This window comes from Halobacteriovorax sp. HLS (assembly GCF_004006665.1).
Taxonomy (GTDB): Bacteria; Bdellovibrionota; Bacteriovoracia; order Bacteriovoracales; family Bacteriovoracaceae; genus Halobacteriovorax.
Genome location: NZ_QOCL01000004.1, coordinates 137,484 through 159,049, shown reverse-complemented (window position 1 = coordinate 159,049; position 21,566 = coordinate 137,484). Strand labels below are relative to the sequence as shown.

The 21,566-nt window shown below is 35.3% G+C and carries 22 protein-coding genes; 2 read left to right on the top strand and 20 right to left on the bottom strand.

Annotated features, from left to right (window positions below; genetic code table 11):
- The first annotated feature begins 12 nt into the window (after positions 1 to 12).
- Complete coding sequence (locus DPQ89_RS08990) at positions 13 to 246, top strand: ferredoxin (protein ID WP_127716604.1); 234 nt, start codon at positions 13 to 15, stop codon at positions 244 to 246.
- A gap of 111 nt (positions 247 to 357) precedes the next feature.
- On the top strand, positions 358 to 1,605 hold the full coding sequence (locus DPQ89_RS08985) for an ectonucleotide pyrophosphatase/phosphodiesterase (RefSeq protein WP_127716603.1): 1,248 nt from the start codon (positions 358 to 360) through the stop codon (positions 1,603 to 1,605).
- A gap of 7 nt (positions 1,606 to 1,612) precedes the next feature.
- Here the strand turns inward: DPQ89_RS08985 and DPQ89_RS08980 are convergent, their stop codons facing one another.
- The 20 genes from DPQ89_RS08980 to metK all read right to left on the bottom strand — a co-directional run bounded on the left by DPQ89_RS08980 (position 1,613) and on the right by metK (position 21,527).
- The gene (locus DPQ89_RS08980; protein ID WP_127716602.1) at positions 1,613 to 1,987 is read right to left on the bottom strand and encodes a hypothetical protein; all 375 of its coding nucleotides are present in this window, start codon (positions 1,985 to 1,987) and stop codon (positions 1,613 to 1,615) included.
- Positions 1,980 to 3,071 carry a hypothetical protein gene (locus DPQ89_RS08975; protein WP_127716601.1) on the bottom strand — a complete coding sequence of 364 codons (1,092 nt, stop codon included), beginning with the start codon at positions 3,069 to 3,071 and terminating at the stop codon, positions 1,980 to 1,982. Before DPQ89_RS08975 ends, DPQ89_RS08980 begins: the two co-directional genes overlap by 8 nt.
- A gap of 62 nt (positions 3,072 to 3,133) precedes the next feature.
- Positions 3,134 to 4,414, bottom strand: a complete 1,281-nt coding sequence (locus tag DPQ89_RS08970; RefSeq protein WP_127716600.1) for a flagellar hook protein FlgE — start codon at positions 4,412 to 4,414, stop codon at positions 3,134 to 3,136.
- A gap of 112 nt (positions 4,415 to 4,526) precedes the next feature.
- Complete coding sequence (locus tag DPQ89_RS08965) at positions 4,527 to 4,937, bottom strand: TIGR02530 family flagellar biosynthesis protein (RefSeq protein ID WP_127716599.1); 411 nt, start codon at positions 4,935 to 4,937, stop codon at positions 4,527 to 4,529.
- Positions 4,938 to 4,947: 10 nt separating this feature from the next.
- Positions 4,948 to 5,799, bottom strand: a complete 852-nt coding sequence (locus DPQ89_RS08960) for a flagellar hook assembly protein FlgD (RefSeq protein WP_127716598.1) — start codon at positions 5,797 to 5,799, stop codon at positions 4,948 to 4,950.
- The gene (locus DPQ89_RS08955; RefSeq protein ID WP_127716597.1) at positions 5,799 to 7,139 is read right to left on the bottom strand and encodes a hypothetical protein; all 1,341 of its coding nucleotides are present in this window, start codon (positions 7,137 to 7,139) and stop codon (positions 5,799 to 5,801) included. The genes DPQ89_RS08960 and DPQ89_RS08955 overlap by 1 nt, the downstream gene beginning before the upstream one ends.
- Before the next feature lie 41 nt (positions 7,140 to 7,180).
- Positions 7,181 to 7,723, bottom strand: coding sequence for a MotE family protein (locus DPQ89_RS08950; protein ID WP_127716596.1), 543 nt, complete (start codon positions 7,721 to 7,723; stop codon positions 7,181 to 7,183).
- Positions 7,723 to 8,172, bottom strand: a complete 450-nt coding sequence (fliJ, locus tag DPQ89_RS08945) for a flagellar export protein FliJ (RefSeq protein WP_127716595.1) — start codon at positions 8,170 to 8,172, stop codon at positions 7,723 to 7,725. Before fliJ ends, DPQ89_RS08950 begins: the two co-directional genes overlap by 1 nt.
- A gap of 3 nt (positions 8,173 to 8,175) precedes the next feature.
- Positions 8,176 to 9,549: a FliI/YscN family ATPase gene (locus tag DPQ89_RS08940; protein ID WP_241558817.1), complete on the bottom strand. Its 1,374-nt coding sequence runs from the start codon at positions 9,547 to 9,549 to the stop codon at positions 8,176 to 8,178.
- Positions 9,530 to 10,444, bottom strand: coding sequence for a FliH/SctL family protein (locus tag DPQ89_RS08935; protein WP_127716593.1), 915 nt, complete (start codon positions 10,442 to 10,444; stop codon positions 9,530 to 9,532). Before DPQ89_RS08935 ends, DPQ89_RS08940 begins: the two co-directional genes overlap by 20 nt.
- Positions 10,445 to 10,468: 24 nt before the next feature.
- Complete coding sequence (gene fliG, locus DPQ89_RS08930) at positions 10,469 to 11,500, bottom strand: flagellar motor switch protein FliG (RefSeq protein WP_127716592.1); 1,032 nt, start codon at positions 11,498 to 11,500, stop codon at positions 10,469 to 10,471.
- 15 nt (positions 11,501 to 11,515) lie between these two features.
- A complete protein-coding gene (gene fliF / locus DPQ89_RS08925) occupies positions 11,516 to 13,180 on the bottom strand; it encodes a flagellar basal-body MS-ring/collar protein FliF (RefSeq protein WP_164848327.1) in 1,665 nt (554 codons plus the stop codon).
- Between the two features lie 59 nt (positions 13,181 to 13,239).
- On the bottom strand, positions 13,240 to 13,605 hold the full coding sequence (fliE, locus tag DPQ89_RS08920; protein ID WP_127716590.1) for a flagellar hook-basal body complex protein FliE: 366 nt from the start codon (positions 13,603 to 13,605) through the stop codon (positions 13,240 to 13,242).
- An 11-nt stretch (positions 13,606 to 13,616) separates the two neighbouring features.
- Positions 13,617 to 14,057, bottom strand: a complete 441-nt coding sequence (gene flgC, locus DPQ89_RS08915; protein WP_127716589.1) for a flagellar basal body rod protein FlgC — start codon at positions 14,055 to 14,057, stop codon at positions 13,617 to 13,619.
- A 9-nt stretch (positions 14,058 to 14,066) separates the two neighbouring features.
- On the bottom strand, positions 14,067 to 14,474 hold the full coding sequence (gene flgB, locus DPQ89_RS08910) for a flagellar basal body rod protein FlgB (protein WP_127716588.1): 408 nt from the start codon (positions 14,472 to 14,474) through the stop codon (positions 14,067 to 14,069).
- Between the two features lie 23 nt (positions 14,475 to 14,497).
- On the bottom strand, positions 14,498 to 15,427 hold the full coding sequence (locus tag DPQ89_RS08905) for a sigma-54 dependent transcriptional regulator (RefSeq protein WP_127716587.1): 930 nt from the start codon (positions 15,425 to 15,427) through the stop codon (positions 14,498 to 14,500).
- Between the two features lie 42 nt (positions 15,428 to 15,469).
- Positions 15,470 to 18,136 (bottom strand): hypothetical protein, encoded by a 2,667-nt coding sequence (locus DPQ89_RS08900; RefSeq protein ID WP_127716586.1) that lies wholly within the window; start codon positions 18,134 to 18,136, stop codon positions 15,470 to 15,472.
- Positions 18,137 to 18,396: 260 nt separating this feature from the next.
- Positions 18,397 to 19,911 (bottom strand): sigma-54 dependent transcriptional regulator, encoded by a 1,515-nt coding sequence (locus DPQ89_RS08895; RefSeq protein WP_206611153.1) that lies wholly within the window; start codon positions 19,909 to 19,911, stop codon positions 18,397 to 18,399.
- Between the two features lie 146 nt (positions 19,912 to 20,057).
- A complete protein-coding gene (locus DPQ89_RS08890) occupies positions 20,058 to 20,288 on the bottom strand; it encodes a hypothetical protein (protein WP_127716585.1) in 231 nt (76 codons plus the stop codon).
- Positions 20,289 to 20,363: 75 nt separating this feature from the next.
- Positions 20,364 to 21,527, bottom strand: a complete 1,164-nt coding sequence (gene metK, locus DPQ89_RS08885) for a methionine adenosyltransferase (protein WP_127716584.1) — start codon at positions 21,525 to 21,527, stop codon at positions 20,364 to 20,366.
- Positions 21,528 to 21,566 lie beyond the last annotated feature (39 nt).

The following is a 21,566-nucleotide window of genomic DNA, read 5'->3' as shown; positions in this document are numbered from 1 at the left end:
GGAGACAAAGAAATGGCAGACAAGAGTGCAAAATGGGATTTAAATGTTGATGGTCTATTCTACGTAGATGATCAATGTATTGCCTGTGATGCTTGTATTATGGAAGCTGAAGATTTCTTTGAGATGAATGATGACGATGGTCACGCTTATGTAAAGAAGCAACCTACTAACGCTGAAGAGCTAGAGGCATGTAATTCGGCCCTAGAAGCATGCCCAGTAGAGGCCATTGGAAATGATGGTAAGTAGGATTCTCCTTAAATTATCTTAAAATTAAAAGGTCACATTAAAGTGACCTTTTTTTTGGACTTCTTTCCCTTAAAATCGCTATAATTTCAAAAAAACAATATTGGAATAAATATGCACTCAATTCTTATTATACTTTCACTACTTTTACTTTCATCTTGTTCATCGACAAAGGACTACTTCACAACAAATAGTCAAAAGAATAAGAAAGACGCTCCATACATACTACTTATCTCAATTGATGGATACAGATGGGACTACACAGAACTTTATAAACCTGAGTTTTTAACAAGATTCAAAAGTGATGGGAGTTCAATTGAGTCATTAATTCCTTCCTTTCCTACTAAAACTTTTCCAAATCATCTCTCATTAGTCACAGGAAGATACCCGATGAACCACGGAATTGTGGGTAATCAATTCTATGCCCCTGACCTTGGTTCTAGTTACTCATTAAGAGATTCTAATGCTGTGACTAATTCAGACTTTTACAAAGCTAAGCCCTTCTGGACACTTGCTGAAGAACAAGGACTTAAGTCGGCAACTTACTTCTGGCCAGGCTCAGAGGCCAAATTTAACTCCATACTACCAAGTTACTACCTAAAGTATAATCATGGAACCAGTCATCAAAAAAGAATAGACACTATAGTCGAGTGGTTTAGCATGAAAGAGGAAATAAGACCTCACTTTGCGACTCTCTACTTTCATGATGTAGATAGTGCTGGCCACAAGTTCGGCCCTAACTCAGAACAAACAAAACAGGCCGTTCACAAAGTAGACAATAGTATAAAGCAGCTAGTAACGAAGCTTGAAAAGCTTAAGTTGCCACTAAATATTATCATTGTTTCAGACCATGGTATGGCAGAATTATCAAAGAAGAATGTCGAACTGATTGGCAAAACAGAGAGTACCAAGAAACTTATTTCTACCTTTAAAACTGTTGGAAAGGGACCTCTTGTTCACTTCTATAGAAAGGATGAGAAGCAAAAGAATATTTCCCAAACTGTTCGAAAAATTAACAATGAAGCTGATCACTTTAAATGCTACGAGAATAAAAAAACTCCTAAGAAGTTAAACTTTAATACCAATTCTCGAATTGGAGATTTTGTCTGTTTAGCAAATAGAGACTGGTCTATATCAACAGAGACTTCCTCTATACCAAAAGGAAATCATGGATGGTCTCAATTTGAAGGAAAAGATATGCATTCAATTTTATATGCAAAAGGACCTGCCTTTAAGAAAGGTCACGTCTGCGAATCTTTTAGAAATATCGACCTTTATCCTCTAATGGCAAAGATTCTTAATTTAAAGATAGAGCATAAAATTGATGGAGACTTAAAGATTTCTAGTCAAATTTTAAAGTAGCTTAAACTTATTTCTTTTTTTGATCGTTCTTCAGTGCGTGAATATATAGCCTAGAGCTTTCCGTCATGCTTCCGTCTTTAAATCGACAAAAGCTTGATTCACCACCTCGTTTATTCTTAAGAGTAACGGACTCTCCTTGAACTTGATCCATGCATAGAATAAGTCCCGGAACTTGGCCTAAAAGAGGGTTAACTCCTTTTGTAGTAACTTGTGTTAATGCTTCTTTTGCTAAGCAACCTCTCTTACAGCTAACGGAGAGAAATATCTTTTCTTCTTTATTAACAAAGAATTCATAGCTCTTTCCACTTTCATCGCTAAAAAATCTTGATTCAGTAGCAAAGCAAATATTTGTCAAAAATAGGGTAATTAATAATTTATTCAAGATAGGTCAAGCTCCCCATATTTTGTGTAAATGTTTCTTCATCAACCCAAACATTTCCATTATTGTCACTTTCCCAGCGAGGGTATGTTGCATCAGCGCCCCAACTATTTCTTATCTTTAATTGGCATCTTCCATTAACCATCTTACGACCGATAACTACAGATTCATGTAAACCACAATCGCTACCTGTTAAAACATCTAAAGAGACAAATCCTAAGACTCCCTTTTTAAATCCTCTAAAATCCTTTCCTTTGTATAGCAAGTTTCCACAATATCCCACTCCAATTGGTTGAGGATTATCACTTTCTAGAATTTCATGAATCTTCTTTTTGAAGTTCTTAGGAGTACGATCCTCTGCATGTAAAATTCTTTTTGAACTATTGCAACTAGGAATATCATCAGATATATCCTCTATTTTATTACCACAGAGGGTTTGAATCATTTTCTTATAATATGTTTCTTTACTAATTGAAGCCATTGCGTCTTCAAGACTTTCTAAGCTTACATTAGAAAAAGTACCTAGTGATAAACTATCCATTGAGCAGTAAATTTTTTGAGCTCGAATCTTATTTTCTTTTTTCCATTTACGAAGTTTTCTATTTTGAGAAAAACCATTACTCTTGCTTGAAAATCTTTTTCTTGGTGGCTTTACGTACAACTCTCCAAGTAACTTCATGATATCCGTGGCCCTTTGAGAAGGAGAAATAGGGTCAAAGAACTTAAAATCATTCCATACTTTATCATCAAATCCATTCTTTTCACATCTACCATAATCATCAATAGAGTCAATGGCAGCACAAGAAATATTCCCCAATCCCATAGACATCATATCTCCATTATTAAAAACGGCCGTTGCCAAAGGAGATGTTAGTTTCGTTCTATCTCCACCATGAGAATGCAGCCAAGCGTCTAACATCACTGCACCTGCATGTGCATAACAAGTATTTGTGTAATGTTGATTAAGCGGTGGGATATTTGCCATCGATCCATTTCCTTTATCTAAGTCAATGGTCGAACATTCAGCACCATAAGCTGATGCCATTATGAGAATAAATATAGAAAATGGTTTTTTAAAAAAATTCATAATAAAAATAAATTCAAGGAAAGTGTATAAACACCTTCCTTGAATTTTGGAGAGATTACTTATTACCTTTTAATATTAAGAACATCTTGTAACATCTGATCTGCTGTTGTCAGAGTCTTAGCGTTTGCCTGAAAGTTTCTTTGAGCTGTCATCAACCCAACGAACTCATTGGCAATATCAACATTTGAAAGCTCAAGAGACTTAGATAAGACTTCACCACGTCCAGACTCACCTGGTTTCCCCATGGCAGCCTGACCGGACTTTCTTGATTCTTTAAAAAGGTTTCTACCTACTTTAAATAAACTTTCATTGTTTTCAAATTTAGCAACAGCAATTTGAGAAATATCTCTTGATTCACCATTGTCATACACCGCTGTTAGAATACCTTCATCATTAAATGACATTGAAGCTAGTGTTGCAGCACTATATCCATCTTGAGTATGTCTTGAAACTGCTGAGTTAGATCCGTACTGAGTTGAAGCTCCAATACCTTCTCCACCTTCAACGATAGACTCACCAAAGTTGAACTTAATTTGCTGATCAGGCGCTGCACCTTTATTAAAGTTGAATGAATTACTTCCAACAACTTCTTCTTGTAATTGTCCTTTATTATTAAAAACAACATTACCTTGGGCCATCTGAGTAAACTTCCCAGGAACTCCACCCTCAGCGTCTGCACCATCAACTAGTGCTCTATATGTCCAAGTGTTATCACCTGTTTTGTTGTAATAAAGAGTTACGAGTCTTGCCGTACCAACATTATCAAAAACAGTAACGGAGTTAGCAAAGTTTGATGTTGCATCTGGATCATTTATATCGAATTCTTTTATTTCTGCTCTTGAATCTAAATTCATTGTTACGTTCAACTTCTCTGTTGCTTGAGCAGGAATCGTTGTACTACCTAACTTAACCGGTCCTTCTTTTGTCGTAATTTTTCCTGTTTCATCGGCCTTAAAACCTATTACTTTGAAACCATCTGAATTTACCAGTTCACCTTCTTTATTGAAGTGAAAAGACCCATCTCTTGTAAAGCCTGGTCCAAATGGAGCATCGACTCTAAAGAAACCATCACCGTTTACAGCTAAATCTGTAATATTATCCGTACGCGCGACATCACCTTGACTCATGAGAGGCTTAATATGAGCAAGCTTTACACCAGCACCAAACTGATCACCACCGTCAATACCTTTTAGAGAAGTTGCGAGCACGTCTTGAAATTCTGCTCTTGAAGACTTGAAACCGTTAGTACCAGCATTAGCGATGTTATCACCAATAACACCCATACCTTGACCAACAGCATTTAAACCAGTTACACCAATGTTAAAAGAACGTAAAATTCCCATGTAAGTCCCTCCTAGACCTTAAGTACAAAATATATTTTGCGAATGGCGTTTAACAACTACAGGCTAAACACAAGGCTTCCGGAAAGGACCAGCCAAACATCACATCAAAATATTAAACGATTACCGTAGAATCAATCTTGGTAAAAACGTTATCTAAAATACTACCTTTATCGATGGCCGTAACAATTTTATTGTTCGGAACATCCACTATATAAGCGGCTTTATCAGTTATTACTAATGAATCCTGACCACCCTTATCTTTTAACTTCACCATGGCATCTTTTAACTTAAAGAACTCATCTGAATCCATTGTTAAATTTCTCTCGTGCAATCTCTTTGCCGCGTGAGTTGATAGGTGAATACCATGTTCTTTCTTTGTTTGAGTTACTTGATCTTGAAGAAGGGCCTTAAACTCTTCACCAGACTTTGCTCCGTCAATGCGGTTATCAACATTAACCTTTTTGTTCGAAGGAATCTTCGATACATTTGGGATAAGAATGTTGTTGATATTACCTTTTGTCATTAACCTTCACTTAGTTTATTTGTGACTCTATTTTATTATAGGCTTGCGCAGCATTCTTTTTCAAGCCCGGCATATTTTTTAGCGCACCGCTAGATTTACCATTAGGAAGACTAAAGTTATCTACGTCTCTTAAGTAAACCTTCTTAGTATTATCTACTTCAAGCACTGCTTCACCATTATCAAAATGAACACCTGTTACAAGTCCAGTTGACTTAGTTTTTCCTTTGAACTTATTCATTTCTTCATCATAGGCAGTAACATCAATTCTATAATTGTCTTTTACTGCTACGGTACCATCTAACTGTAAACCATCCCAGATTACATTTTGGCTACCTTGCCCTAGAGATTCTTTTTCAATTTGAGCAATCAATTGATTCTTTGTATCGTAAACTCTGACCATTAAATTACGAGCAGGTTTATCTAAGTGAAAAGGAAGGTTTACTGTTCTACCTTCTCCGTCATAAGAAATTGAAGTCCCAGAAGAAGTAACTTCCTTACCTATGAAGCTTGCGGCCATGAATTTATTTTCAGTGCCATCATTCTTTTGCATGCCTTCCATTTTCTTATTCATATTTGTAAGTTGCTCAAGCTGTGAAAACTGAGCAAGGTCAGCGGCGAATTGTTTCTGATCCATTGGCTTTAAAGGATCTTGATTAGCAAGCTGATGTGACAAAAGTTTAAGAAAACCATCTTTTCCTAACTTATTATGTTCTTTAGCATCAACAAACTTTTGCTCTGGTCTTATTCCGGCCATATCGTTTAGCTTTTCACCAATAGCCTTAGCCTTTTTCTTAGAGCTACTTTTTTTTAATGCAATTCCATTGAATGGGTTTGCTTGTTGTGGTCTACCTATTTCAGCCATTAAGCACCAAGTCTTTCTCTATACATATTCCACAGTTCTTGCCTTCTCTCTCTTCCACTTTCTTGGTGATTAGAAGATGCAAATTGTGGATTCTTGCTAGAGTTAAATCCGTTATTATTCTGGTTTGAGCTTCCATCATTTTTATTAGAAGATGATTGGAAAGAAGAGTCACTTGTTAAAGCGACTTTAACCTCTCCTAATTTTACACCAGATTTCGACAAGCTCTTAATCATTTCTACTTCATTATCTTGAAAAAATGCCTTCGCCTTATCAGATGCTGCATTTATTTCTAAGTTAACTTGATTAGGAAGCTCACCTTTTGAAGCACTTACTTTAAACTGACCAAGAGAATCATGCTTTACTAGTAGTTCAACACTATCCTGATTCTCTAGCCTAGAAGTTGTAATATATTCAGAAATTTTATCAATTAATTGTTCTGTGTTTTGAATATTTATTGAACTAAGATCCATTACATTAGTAGCTACTGATGTAGTTGCTGAGTTCAGACCCATTGTTGCTTTTGTTGCACCAAAATCAAGAACTTTACTTCCTAAATACTCAGCCCCTTCAGTACTTTCTACGGCGCTAAATAAAGCTGATTCCGTATCTGTGACATTCCCCATAACAGAAGAAGTTTCTTGAGAGTTAATAAATGGGTTTTTCCCAGCAAAGACACTTTTATTTATGGTTTCTTGCTCTTTACCAAAAGCAGAAATTGCACTTTTAGAATTTGGAAAAAATGACTGCCTAGCATTACTCATCTGTTCAGCATTAACAACTTTTCCCATAGCTTGATTTTGCATAACAAAATCTTGTGCGCTTTGAATTGGCATCTGAGCTGGCTTTGATCCATTAATATTTTTTAATGAGATCAACTTTCCATTCGCAATTTTTGGATCAACAACTTCTTCTACTTCCACATTTGAATTCGAGAAGTTCTGTCCCTTTATTTCGATTGTATTTTGAATCGGCTTTTCTATAGACTTAACTTCAGCTTGTGTTCCTAAAAGAGCTTTTAAACCTAAAGGCCCATTCTTAATAGTAGTCTCTTCTACTTTTACACTCTGCTCTGTGGATAAGTCTTCACTAGGCATGAAGTCCATAAAAGACTTTGCCAATGCTTTCTTTTGATTTGGATCAAGTTCAAGTGACTCGTCACTAAGAGACTCTAAGAATTCATTAGGAGTAATAGCACCACTTTTAGCTAACTCTTTCGCTTCCGTCAGCAGAGATAGAAACTCTCCTGAAGCCGCTTCCGTAGAAACAGTACTATCAGCTGCCGTCTTCGATGACGGTGTGCTAATGAGAAGTGATTGTAGTAAGTCTGTGTTAAATTGCATTAGTTCCTATATTTTTGCTCAACCTATATTGCGCAGTGTATCTATCTTTTCATAGTCATGTACTGTTTTTGAAGCCGGGCAGAAACTTCCTTATCCATCAAATTGAATATTTTCGATACCTTAGCAGCTTCAAGCCTTCCTAATATTTGAACAGAAAGGGAAGATTCTTGTACTGACAGTACATCAGCTGCATTTTGAGGCCTCATTCCAGAGACAACATCAACCATATGATCAATTCTTTTGGCCTCTTTTGAATCTACATTATCAAGACAAGAAATAAATTTCTCTTGTTTCTCATTAAAACTTTGAACTCTTTTTAAAAAAGACTTCTCGTTGATTTTTAATGATTGAGCTTTTTTCTGTAACTCTAGCTCTCTTTTTTCTAGCTGCTCTTCTTTAGTAAGCAATTGAGCAGAAAATTCAGTCATCTTAGAGCGACCAATTTTCTTTAAACTTTTTTCAACTTCATCCATAACTGCTTTTCGAAATTCTTCTTTTGTAAAAGAAAGCTTATCTTCTTTCTTATCTTGGGCGATAGAACTGATGTTACAAATCATAAGAATAAATATTAATAATAATTTCATTAGCTATTCCCCTTAAGAATACGTCTAATTTGAACTAACTCGTCCACATTTTCTTGATGTTTCTTCTCTAGTTTCTTTTTATATTCTGTTTGTTTCTTCTCTTTTAGATTCTCAATTACCTTAACCTCACCTCTTGCAGTGGCAAGTTCTTTTTGTTTGGAATCAAATTTCTTTTTCAATGCGTATATTAGGTTCTCTTGATTATCGATTGCTGAATTTTTAGTTTCAATAAACTTAGGAAAGAACTTTATCATTTCTCCTGCTGAAGGGTCTGCCATAAATGTTTCCTGTGCTTCGTAAGTTTCTTGAATATCTTTCTTTAATTTAAGAATTTCTTCTTCTGCCCCATTTATTTGCTTAAGAATCTCCCCAAGTTCAACCTTTAAAGTTCTCTCTTTAAACTCTCTAACTTTTAGTAATCCATTCAATTTAAATTTGAACCCTTTCATTTATTAACCTTCCACCGGAGGGTTAATAGTATTTTCAGCTGTACGTGCAAGCTCGACCATACGATCATATAACTCTTCAATTGAAAGGTAGTCACTCATTCCTTGAAATTGCTTGAGTAAGGCCATGAGTTCATCATAAATAACCATAGCTTTATCTACCTTAGGATTTGATCCTCTTGCATAGGCGCCAACATTAATAAGGTCTTCATTCTCTTTATAAGCTGATAATAGGTCTCTTAAATGTGATGCTACGATTTTGTGCTCGTTTGATGTAACTTTATTCATGACCCTTGAAAGAGACTGAAGAACATCAATGGCAGGAAACTGGTTTCTTGAAGCCAAGTCTCGGCTAAGAATAATATGTCCATCTGCAATCGCTCTAACCGCATCAGCAATTGGCTCATCCATATCTCCCCCCTCAACAAGTACTGTATAGATACCAGTTATTGTTCCAGAGTTAGATTTAGTACCGGCCCTTTCCATCAACTTTGGTAGTTGAGCAAAAACAGAAGGTGTGTAACCTTTTTGACCAGGTGGTTCACCTGCTGATAGTGATATTTCTCTTTGGGCCATCGCAAAACGAGTAATAGAGTCCATCATCAATAATACATCATTATTCTTATCTCTAAAGTATTCGGATATCGTTGTTGATACATAGGCAGCCTTCATTCTAATTAAAGGCGAAGTATCAGACGTAGCGACAACGATGACAGACTTCTTGATACCTTCAGGTCCAAGATCAGACTCGATAAATTCCAAGACTTCTCTACCCCGTTCTCCAATTAGCGCAATAACATTTACATCAGCACTGGAGTTTTGAGCAATCATCCCCAGTGTTACTGACTTACCAACACCTGAACCGGCCATAATCGCCAATCTCTGTCCTTTACCAGCAGTCATAAAACAGTTTATAGCATGAACTCCTGTATCTAGAGGCTCACTTATTGGTGGTCTATCAAGAGGGTTTAAGGCAACACCATAAATGGAACGAGTCTCTTCTATATCTTCAATCGGACCTTTGCCGTCAATAGGATTCCCTTGAAAATCAATAACTCTTCCAAGCATATTTTGAGATAATTTGATTGTTGTTGTTAAGTCTTTTAAATAGACTTTAGTCTCTGAGTTGATACCTGATATCTCATCATAAGGCATGGCCATACACTTATGACCATTGATTGCAACGACTTCTCCGAAGCATTTCTCACCATATTCAGTAACAAATTCTACATTACTTCCTATAACTGCTCTGGATAGATTAACTTCATAGAGCATACCTTTACTAGAATGAATCTTCCCTACCTTCTGGTAAGGAGTTGAGTATTCATAGGCTTTATGAATAGATAATAAATCGAGTTCGTTAGGATTCTTCTGAGTCACTATCGTCATCCTGTACTAAGTTCTCAACAACTTTATCTAAACTAGCTGTTTCTGGATTTTGAACTTCTGAGTAAGTCATAACCTCATCCTGCAGAAGACCAACAGGTTCAAATAGCTTATCTAAACTTTTCATCTGTTGATTAATAGAACCATTTAAGATTCCCTTATCACACTCTAGGACGATTCCTGGACCTTCGATATCATAATCAATTTCAACTCTAACATTGTGGAGTTCACCTAGCTTCTCTTGAACAGTCTGAAGAACATCAGGCATTTGTTCAAAAGACTTCTGATCAACATGAATGAGAAGGTTTGATTTGGTTTGAATTTCTGTGATCAATTTTTCAAGTAGATTCTCAATATATTGTCCATCGTCCTTAAGTTCTCTTAAAACAATCCACTTTGTTAGATTCCTAACAAGACCATAGATCTGTTTCTTTTGTGTGAGTAGGATCTCTGAGCGTGTGTGTAGCACTTCGACAATCATATTTGTAAGATTCTGTAATTTTTCTTCAGAAGCAAGTTTATTTTGTGCAAAAACTTCATCTCTTCCGTTTTGAACACCTTCTTCAAATCCTGCCTTATAAGCATTTTCTTGAATTGCAGCAACTCTTCTTTTAACTTCTTCTTCAATTCTAACTTCGCGTTCTTTAAGAACTTGCTTATTAATACCTCTATGCTCTTTAACAATTGGAGATATCTGAAAGTCGGACTTTTCAGCATTAACTCTTTCAGTCTTAATAGCAACTTCTAAATTATTTGTTTGCGCAGGTGTTAATTGACCAATCTCTTTAAATTCAAAATTTCTTGCTTTTCCAGAAACATCATCATTAGGAGAAAATGCGTGAAACTCATATTCTGATACTTCACCAAATAGTTCATTATTATTTGCCACAATTCCCCCTATAGCCTTTTTCTATTAAACAAGAGCATCTCCATCTCCACCTCTAGAGATAAATGCTTTACCTTGAGACTCAAGTTCCTTACACTTCTGAACAATTTCAGCTTGAGCTTTCTCAACATCCGAAAGCTTTGTTGGTCCAAGCGCATCAAGATCTTCTTGCAGAAGCCCTGCGGCCCTATTTGACATATTTTTAAATAACTTTGCCCTAATCTCTTCAGGCGCTGTCTTAAGTGCAATAACAAGTTTTTGTTGATCAACCTCTTTAAGAAGAGATTGAATACCTTTATCATCAACGTAAACAAGGTCTTCAAATACGAACATAAGCTTACGAATCTCTTCAGCAAGTTCAGGATCTTTCTCTTCAACTCTACCCATGATATTTTTCTCAGAGTTCTTATCCATAAGGTTAAGCATATCTGCAATTGGCTCAACACCACCAAGTTGATTAGTATCAATCGACCCAAGAGTACTAAGTTCTGTTTTAAGTACATCATCAAGTTGTGCAATAAGTTCAGGAGATACATAATCTAAGTTAGACACTCTCAATACAACTTCGGCCTGTAGTCCTTCAGGAAGTCTTCTCAAAACATCTACTTTTCTCTCAGCATTTAAGTGAGCAATAATCAGAGCAATTGTTTGCGGATGCTCATTAATCAAGAAGTTAGCTAGAGTTCTAGTATCCACAAGTTCTAAAGACTCTAGAGTATTTGAAGTTCCAACATCAACAATTTGACCAAGAAGTTGCTTTGCTCTATCTTCACCAAGAGCATTGATTATAAAATCTCTCCCTCTGTTTTCTGAAAAGAGTAAGTCATTTTCTTCGTTTAAGTGAGAGTAGAACTCTTCAAGAACTCTTTTTATCATCCAAATAGATGCTTTCTTAATAGAAGACATCGCATTAATCATTCTCTTAACGTCATTGTCACGCATATGAGAGAAAATTAACTGAGTAGTTGTTACACCTAGCGAACTTAATAAGATTGCGGCCTTATCTTGTCCTGATAATAACGAATACTCTACATCTGGTTCTAAACCTTGTTCTGACATGCTCTATCCCTTTTACTAAGCAATCTGTTTATCTGATTCTTGAGAGTGAATTATTTCGTGAATAACTTGTGCTGCCTTGGCAGGGTTACCTTCAACCAGTGAAATAATTTTCTCTCTCAACATATTCCCTTCAATCTTTTCAGGGTTTAGCTTCTCTTCAATTTGCGGTAATGCATCTTCAAGTCCAGGTAACTTTTGATTTGCCTGCACCTTTTCAAGTTCTTCAAGAGTCTTAGGTAAGAAATCTTCAACAGTTTCAACAGTATTATCTGTAATCCACTGAATGAAAGGTCTAACAACTAAGAAGAAGAATAATGTAATCGCTAAACCAACTGTTAAGTATTTAACAATATTCTTAATTAACTCTCTATTGGCCTTTTCTCTCATTAGAGCTTCAATAGATGCCATGTCCTCTTGCGCAAACTCCATATTCTTAATAACGATTTGATCACCTCTTTTGGCATCAATTCCTAAAGTAGATGAAACAATTGCTGAGAAGTTTGCTAAGTCTGCCTCTGACCATCTTTCATACTGAGACGACATGACTCCATCAGCACCTTTTACTTGAACTCTTCTTCCATCAATCATTACAGCAGCACTTACTTTTCTAATTCCTGCCGTTGGATTTTTAGACTTAGTTACTTTAGAAGGTACATTATAGTTTCTAGTCGTTAATGATTTATCTACATTATTACTTGTTTCTGGAATTCCTGGCTGAGGTTGCTCACCTGGAAGATTTGATCTAGCTCCAGGGATTCCCTGTGGAGAAGGTCTAGATCCCTTTAGTTTTTGATTATTTGAAACTTCAGAAAGAACGGCTTTATTTTCTGAATCAAATTCAGTTTTAGTAGATATTGATTCAGTAAAATCAAGATTAACAGTAACTTTTGCGATAACCTTACCTTGACCAACAACCTTAGCTAAGATCTCTTCAATTTGTTTTTCATACTGTCTATTCACTTTAGCTTCTAATGCCATTCTATTAGCAGTATAGGCCGTCATTTGGTCACCAATATTTTCAGATAACTTCTTACCTCTATCATCTAGGATCACAACATTTTCATTTCTCATTCCATCAATTGAACTGGCAACAAGTGAAGCAATACCTTTAATTTCGTTAGTTGTAAGAGTTACCCCTCTTTCTAAATCAACAACAACTGACGCTGTTGGTGCTTTCTTTTCAGAAACAAAAGGACTTGATTCTGGAATCGACAAGTGAACACGAGCTCTTTTAACACCTCTAATATACTTAATCGTTTTAATAAGCTCACCTTCTAGTGCTCTTTGCTTATTAACTTTTTGTACAAAAGATGTTGTTCCAAATGATTGCTTATCAAAAACTTCATACCCAACAGAACCAGAGAAATTCACTCCAAGAGTTGCGATCTCAAGTCTCCATTTGTTTATTAAGTCTTCTGGAATACTAATTGTTTTACCATCATTAGACATTTCGTATGGAATCTTCTTCTCTTCTAGTAGTACAGCTATCTTTTTCGAGTCCTCTCTATTTAGATCTGTGTAAAGAACATCTAAACGAGTCTTCGAGGCCCAAATAACTATTCCAATAAAACACGCAACAATAAACGAAGCTATTGTAACAAGTCCTATTTTCTTACTAGCATCTAAGCTATTAAAAAATTCTGTGAAATTCCTTATGATCTTTTCTAAAAAATCTTGCAACGGAATCCTCCTGATAAATTAGCCAACTCTTCCTGAGTAAGCTTGTTGCCCCCAACTAATTAAACTTGCATTCTCATGATTTCTTTATAAGCATCAATAACCTTTGTTCTAATCTGGTTCATTGTCTTAAAGGCGATATCGGCCTTCTCTACTGCTAACATAGTCTCATGTAAATTCTTAGACTCACCTGTTACTAATTTTTGAATGGCAACGTTAGCTTCTTGTTGTAATCCATTCACTTGAGAGACTGAACTTGCCAACATCTCTCCAAAAGTTTCCTTTGAATGAGGTCCTTTGACTTCATCAAAAGATAGTTCATTAAAGTTGATAGATTTTGCAGCATCGAGCTCAGCGCTCTTAGTCCAATCTTTTGCACTATAGTTATTAAGTATACTTTGCATAGATCCTACATTCTGTACTGGCATAATCTATCTCCTTAGTTTCGACCAATTTCTAGGGCCTTCATGGCCATATTCTTAGTCGTATTCATTGCATTGATATTGGCCTCATAAGCTCTTGAGGCCGATATCATATTTGCCATTTCTTCCATTACATTGATATTCGGCATGGCCACATAGCCTTGTTCATTCGCATCAGGGTGAGACGGATTGTACTTTAGGATCGGAGGTCTGTTAGTACTTATCACCTCTGTTGCTTGAACAGTTTGTGCCTTTTCATCAATTTCTCCCTCTAAAATCTCAGAGAAAGTTTCTCTCGCTGGTTCAGAGCCAAAAACAACTTCTTTTCTTCTATAAGGGCCACCTTCGGCAGTCCTAGTTGTTTCAGTATTAGCAATATTAGAGGAAATCGCGGCCATTCGCTTTTTGTTAGCGGATAATCCTGATGAACTTATTTTTAAAGATGTTAACAAATCCATTTAATCTCCCTAGTTACTTGAACCAACTGCATATTTCATAAGACCAATTTTCTTATTTAAAAGCTGTATGGATGCGTCATATAAAATTTTATTTTCGGCCATCTTAGCTAGCTCAGCATCTCTATCAACAGTATTTCCATCATCACTGACAACACCATTTGGATCATCGTAAATTTCAGGTTTCAAATTATTAAAACCACCATTTCCTACATCGAAGTGTCTTTCATCTGTTGTATTCATCTGCATTTTGCCATCTACATCTAGAGCTCTAGCAAGAGCAGATTCAAAGTCAATTTTCTTGGCCTTGTAACCTGGTGTCTCTGCGTTAGCAACATTAGAAGAAATAATCTCTTGTCGCATCTGTCTGAAGTTCAGTGATGCAGCTAATGCTTGAATTGTTTTATTCTCTAGATTCATACTAACTCCTTAAACGTTTGGAATTATCTTAAATTAACAAAATATGCTGAACCATTACTTCTATATTCATTAATCTTATTTCTTAAAGTTCTAATAGATACTCCTAAAATCTTAGCAGCTTGTGTTCTATTTTCACTTGTATGAATAAGAGCTTTCTTAATTAAAAGTTTTTCAGCTTCTTTTAGTGACATTAATCTGATTCCATCAGAATCATCTTCACTCATCATACTTACAGCTTTCTTCTCACCAATTTCAAGATCTGCTTCAGTAAGAACACCTGTTGAGTTATTTTCAATAGCATTTTCTAAAACTGTTCTTAATTCATTAACATTATGAGTCCAGTAGTGACCTAGAATTTTATCCATTGCTGTAGTATCAACTGTAACTTGAGCTTCAGAAAATTCCTGAACAAAGTGTCTTGCGATTTCTTCAAGATCTGTAACTCTTTCTCTAAGAGGAGTTAAAGAGATAGCATTTGATGAAATGAATGTATAAAGCCCTCTATAGAATCTTCCTGATCCAACGAGCTTAGATAAATTCTTAGTAGTTGTAGCAATGATTCTTACGTCAATATCATAGTCTTCAAGTTCATTTAAGATCTTGTGAAGTCTTTTTTGAAAATCATCTTCAAGACAGTCAATATTTGCAAATACAACTGTTCCAGAATTAGCTGCCTCTAGTACACCCTTTTTAAAGTGACCAGTCTCTTCTTCTCTATAACCAAGAATAAGATTTTCTACTGTTTGGGCATCATTTGAACAATCGACACATAGGTACGTATTATTTGCTCTTGTAGAGTTAGCATGAATATAACGACTAAGCGCTCTTTTACCTACACCTGTCTCACCTACAACGAGCACTGGAGCTTTAGTGACCGAAATGTTTCTAGCAACTGAAATTGCCTTTGTAACTTTTGGGTCTCTTCCAAAAAGCTCTACCTTTACTGTTTCCATTTGACCTCCTGTCAATGATTGTCCAATCCGTTGGACATAAAATTATAAAGTTCTATTCTTAATTTTCAACATACTCAATTCACTTCTTGCAAGGTCCTTAATATGCTCATCTACGCCATCCTGACCAATGAGCTCTTCAAGAACTTTCTTACCTTCTGTATCTTTTTGATTATTTAAAAGTGAAAGACCCAATAAGTAATTAAGTCTTCCAGAATATATAGACTTCTCAAATTCCTTTTTAAAAGAATTTATTTTCGCTTCCATTAATAAGAAGCTCTCGGCCGTTTCATCGCCTGCCAATAGCTCAATATTAAGATATGATACTTTTTCTCTAACAGAATCCATATATGGATTCCTCTTTTTTAGACTAGCGCTATCTTTTAAAAGTGCATTAGCTACTCTTTGGTACTTCTTTGTGTCTCCTAACTCGTATAAGCAATCTGTGTATGCCTTAATGAGTTCTGCAACTTCTTTAGGGTCAGATACTGATTGTTCATTTCCACTTGCAAGAAATTTCTCAAAGGCCTTTGAACCAACTTTCCATGCACCTGTTCTGTGAGCAACTATACCTTTGTAGAACTCAAGTTTCTTAAGCTCAACCTTGTTTTTTTCAACAAAAGCAATATCTTTTCTAACAAGAGACCAGTTCTTCATTTTTATATTTCTAATAATTTGAAGTTCAGCAAGTAGAGAGTCATTATTTGCATTATTCGTCCTAGAAACCCAAATTGGAAAGGTCTTCGCAACTTCTAGACCTTGTTTTGAGAATCTCTCGTAAACCTTATCAAATCCTTTAAAAAGTCCTAGCTTCATGTATGAGTTAGCGACATAGAAATTCATCTGAGGATCATTAGCAACTTTATCAATAAACCTATCTTTATAGATTTCCCAAGCCTTTATTACGTCAGCGTACTGTCCCTTTTTAAAGTTTGTACTAATTAGACCGTATACTATCTCCGCTCCATCACTTTCAAATACTCTTCTATCTGTTGGAACCATTGATTTAAGAGGTAGAGCATTTAGATACGCTAGGGCTTCATCAAACTTAGCTTCAACAATAAATGTTCTTAACCTTACTAACCATAGTAATTTTTTAAGATCATCATTAAGTTCAGACTGCTCAATACCTGCTTGTAAGAAGACTTTTGTCTCTCTATCTAGTTCAGTAACATTCTTTTTTCTTAAATTTCTAAGTGCAACATATCTAATTCTTGCTTCAAAACCAATTTCTGAATCTTGAGATCTATTGATTGTATTCTTATAAAGATTTTCCGTTTCTTTAAAATCTTTACCTTGAACCTCCCATGACTGCGCAATTCTAATTCTTGCGTGAGAGCTCTTAGTGTTAAAAGAGTTGTCTTTTAAGTATTCATCATAAAGTGATATTGCATTGTCATATTTTGCATTTCTAAAATAAGATTCAGCAACATTAAATAGAATAACAGAGTGTATTGGCTTAACAAGTCCTGCTTTTCTTTGTTCATATAGTTTAATAACTTCTTCAGATTGCTCTAATGAAATGTAAGTATAGATTTCATAAGCAAGCATTACTTGTTTTGGTAATATTTTTTGAATCGTCTTCTCTTTAAGTAGTTCTTGTACTTTTTCAATCTGCTTTAAATTTGCAAGACTATAGAGAATTCCTTCCGCTGCATAGTTAGACTCTTCGTAGTCAAAATTTTCTTTCGAATCTACATAATACTTCTTTGTTAATTCAAGAACTTTAATATTATCGTTGGCCTGAATATAGTAAGGAATCAAATACTTATAGATACCTCTTCTTAATTCATAGTTCTTACTGATTTCAATAATATTTTCGAACATATTAATGCTCATTTTAACTGGCTCGAAGTTACCTTTTGCAAAGTTTTCTCTTAAAATTGCATTGGCCTTCATGAATTCGTTAATATCAGCATTTTTCTCAGTTCCAAATTTCTTTTCATACAACTTTATAGACTTGTACATAAGTCCCCACTTCTTCTTTCTGAAAAGATTAATGGTAAGTTGCATATGTGCTTCTTCTTCACCTTTTGATACTTCTCTATTTTTTATTTCAAAGAAGTACTCAGGTGTTTTTCTCTCTAAATTAATTACCTTCTTTAACTCTGGTGCAATTGGTGAGTAGTCCCATAAGAAAGAAGCTCCATATCTAAAATCGCGGTAATCAGAGTCTTTATTATTTACGATAGCTTTTTGTAGAGGGGTACTCTTTGGTACACTCTTTTTCGCAACAGGTTTAGTCTTTTTAGCTTTTACTGCTACTGCTGCGCTAGTGTTTACCTTTGCCTTAGGTTTAATTTCTGAAATAGGCGTATCATCACTAGTATCCTCTCTCCAGAAGTCGATAACTAATTTCTTATCTCTTTCTTTATAGAAGCTAAATAGCTCTACATCAGATGACTTAAGTTCAACTACGATTTTCGAAGCATTACTCATGTCATTTGGACCAATCGTAGTAACAGTATTAATATATTTACGATCTGGATCAAAATCCTTAATTGCTTTTTCTAGGTCTGAATAGAGTTCTCTATTAAGTGTCTTCAAAAAAACCTTGTTGTCTTTCTTTTGTATCGTTATTAGATCTTTTGGTGAAAAGATATTCCATCTCAGATGAGTTGAACCTTTTTCTTGCGTAATAATTCCTGCACTCACATTTAGACTTGAGATAAGAATTACTAGCGTCAAAATTTTGTTCTTAATGGCTTGCATAATGGACGAAACTTCCTGTTTCAAAGTTAATGCTACCGTGTTGGTCTGATTAAAAGTTCATCCTAAACATCTAACCCCAGCACACACCAACATTTTACCCGTTTTAGAAAAAAATGAAAGGAAATTTTTTCCAATAGGCTAATTTTTCCGCTCAAAATTATGACAGTAAGAAAATGTAACGTGTTAATGGGCTTCTAGGGCATTTTAGTGTCAAAATGCCCTAGCTAAAAACTACAGTATAAAAGAATTTTGGTTTGGTATTAGTGGAGATCGATCTGTTTTTTCTTCATCTTTTCGATCAATGTTGTTCTATTCATTGAAAGAAGTTTTGAGGCCTGATTTTTATTACCAGAAGTTTGTTCAAGCGCCTGAAGAATTAAAGAGTCTTCGATATTAGAAAGTGTCTGTTTCAAATCTATTCCTGATTCAGGAAGAGTTATTAAGCTGTCATAAGAATTCATATAGTGAGGAGCTCTTTCTAAAAACTTAATTGGAAGATCAGTTGCTCTAATGACACTTCCTCCACGAAGAATCACAAGCCTCTCCATTAAGTTCTCAAGCTCCCTTACGTTACCTGGCCAATCATATGACAATAGTAACTCTAAAGCTTCATCATCAAATTCAATATTATTTCTTCCATCTGCACTTACAAATCGCGACAAGAAGTAGGAAATTAATAACGGTATATCTTCTCTTCTTTCACAAAGAGATGGAACCTTAATCGGAATTACATTTAATCTATAATAAAGGTCTTCTCTAAAGTTTCCTTCTTCAACATGTTTTTCAAGGTTTCTATGCGTAGCTGTGATAATTCTTACATCAACCGGAGTTGTAGTTGTACTACCAACCCTTTCAATCACTCGTCCCTGTAGAACCCTTAATAACTTCACCTGTAGAAGTAGAGGCATATCTCCTATTTCATCTAAAAAAATTGAACCTTTGTCAGCAAGTTCAAAGCGCCCTTTACGACTTGATATTGCACCAGTGAAGGCCCCTTTCTCATGACCAAAGAGTTCACTTTCTAGTAGCTCTCCAGGAATAGCACCACAGTTTACAGAAACCATTGAGTTATCTTTTCTTAAAGATAGTGAATGAATAGCATTAGCAATTAACTCTTTACCTGTTCCCGATGGACCATTAATAAATACAGTTGATCCTGACTGTGCAACTTTTTGAATTCTCTCAAAAACAAGCTTCATCTTACTGGATCGTCCAATCATTCCACAAAACATATCTTCTTCTGTAGGAGATTCTATTTTAAGAGATTGATTAAGCTTTGAAGACTTTTGATTCAATTCAACTTTCGAAGTCGCTTTGAAATCTTCTTCCTTTAAACCTAGCTTAGAGACACATGCCTTAATTACAAGACTCGTCAAAACATCTAACTCAAATGGTTTAGTTAGATAGTGGAATACACCTTTCTTAGTTGCAGTGATTGCAGTTTCAATAGATGCAAAACCAGTCATCACAATCGGTATGAATTTATGACCTTTATCTTTTAGAATATCAATTAAAAGAAGGCCATCTGCACCTCCGTCATCAAATGTGATATCGGTTATAAGTATAAACTTATCACTGCCTACATTCCCATCAATTGCTTCAATAGCGCTTGCAGGATCATTAAAGTAGTTAACAGTAAGATTTAATTTCTTTTGTAAAAATTTTTTGAGGGTCTTACCAAAAATCAAATCATCTTCAACGAGGTAGATTTCGGGTAAATTTGGACTAGAATTTTCTGTGTCATATGAATCATGTAGAAATTGAAATTCGTTCAAACACCGTCTCCTTAGTAACCTAGATAGTTTTTTTCAAAACTTTAGGTACGAAAATCGTAGCCGTTTTAAGAGACAGTGTCAATTTCTCAACACCCTGGAAATAGTTACCTAAAGCTAAAGAATTCTTACATTTGAGAGGTTATTTTTTACATATCTTGCTTTTGAAATTCAAGAATTTGTTGAACTGATTGATTTGGACCACCAGACATAACCCAATAACCCAAACTAAGAAATGAAATAAAAGCAGTCATTCCAAATGCGACAGCAATTAACCTAATATCCTTAACCCAATAAAGATAACAGAAGTACCCAGCAATAATTATTGAAGGAACTGACCAAAAAGGAATATATTTAATTATAAAGAAGGTTAAATCCATAAGTAATGATAGTCGACAGACAAAAAAAAAGCCAGTCTATCGACTGGCCTTCTTTAATAATAATTTAATTAAAAACTAGAATAGACCTTTTAGTTGATCTAAGTGAGTTAGCTTTTCCCACGGGAAAGAAGTTGCTGTTTCACGACCAAAATGTCCGTAAGCAGCAGTTTCAGAATAGATTGGTCTCAATAGGTCTAGTCTTTCAATGATAGACTTAGGAGTCATATCAAAGATTTCATTAACTGCAGCATTAATTTTGTTAATATCAACTTTTTCAGTTCCGTAGCAATCAACCAATAGTGACATTGGTCTAGCAACACCAATTGCATAAGCAACCTGAACTAAAGCTCTATCAGCTAGACCTGCAGCAACAACGTGCTTAGCGATCTGTCTAGTTGCATAAGCAGCGGAACGGTCTACTTTTGAAGGATCCTTACCAGAGAAAGCCCCACCACCGTGAGCACCATGACCACCGTAAGTATCAACAATAATTTTTCTACCTGTTAATCCACAGTCACCCATTGGTCCACCGATAACAAATTTTCCAGTTGGGTTTAAGTAAATATTTGTATTGTTATCAATCAGGTGCGAAGGAATAATCTTATTAATTACTTCTTCTCTTAATCCTTCTTGAATTTGCTTTAAAGTCATCTCAGCTGCATGTTGAGTAGAAATAACGATAGCATCTAGCCTCGTAATCTTTCCATCTACATATTGCGCAGAAACCTGAGTTTTACCATCAGCTCTTAAAAGGGGTAACGTTCCATCTTTTCTTACTTCAGAAAGTCTCATTGCTAACTTGTGAGAAAGATCAATAGTTAACGGCATAAAATTATCAGATTCATTAATTGCGTATCCAAACATTAAACCTTGATCACCAGCACCTTGCTCAGTAAAAGTTCCTTCTCCAACATTAACACCCTGGGCGATATCTGGAGACTGCTTATCAAGTGCAACCATTACAGAACAAGTATTACAGTCAAAACCTTTATCAGAATGATCATAACCAATTTCTCTAATTTTATTTCTAACAACTTCTTGGAAATCGATATTAGCTTTTGAAGTAATCTCTCCAGCTAGAACAACCATTCCAGTTGAAATCATAGTCTCACAAGCTATTCTCGATTGTGGGTCTTGAGCAAACATTGCATCAACAACTGCATCAGAAATTTGATCGGCCATTTTATCAGGGTGCCCCTCAGTTACTGATTCAGATGTAAAAACATAATCTTTTAACATATTTTATCTCCATATAAATAGATTTTATTAAACAAATAA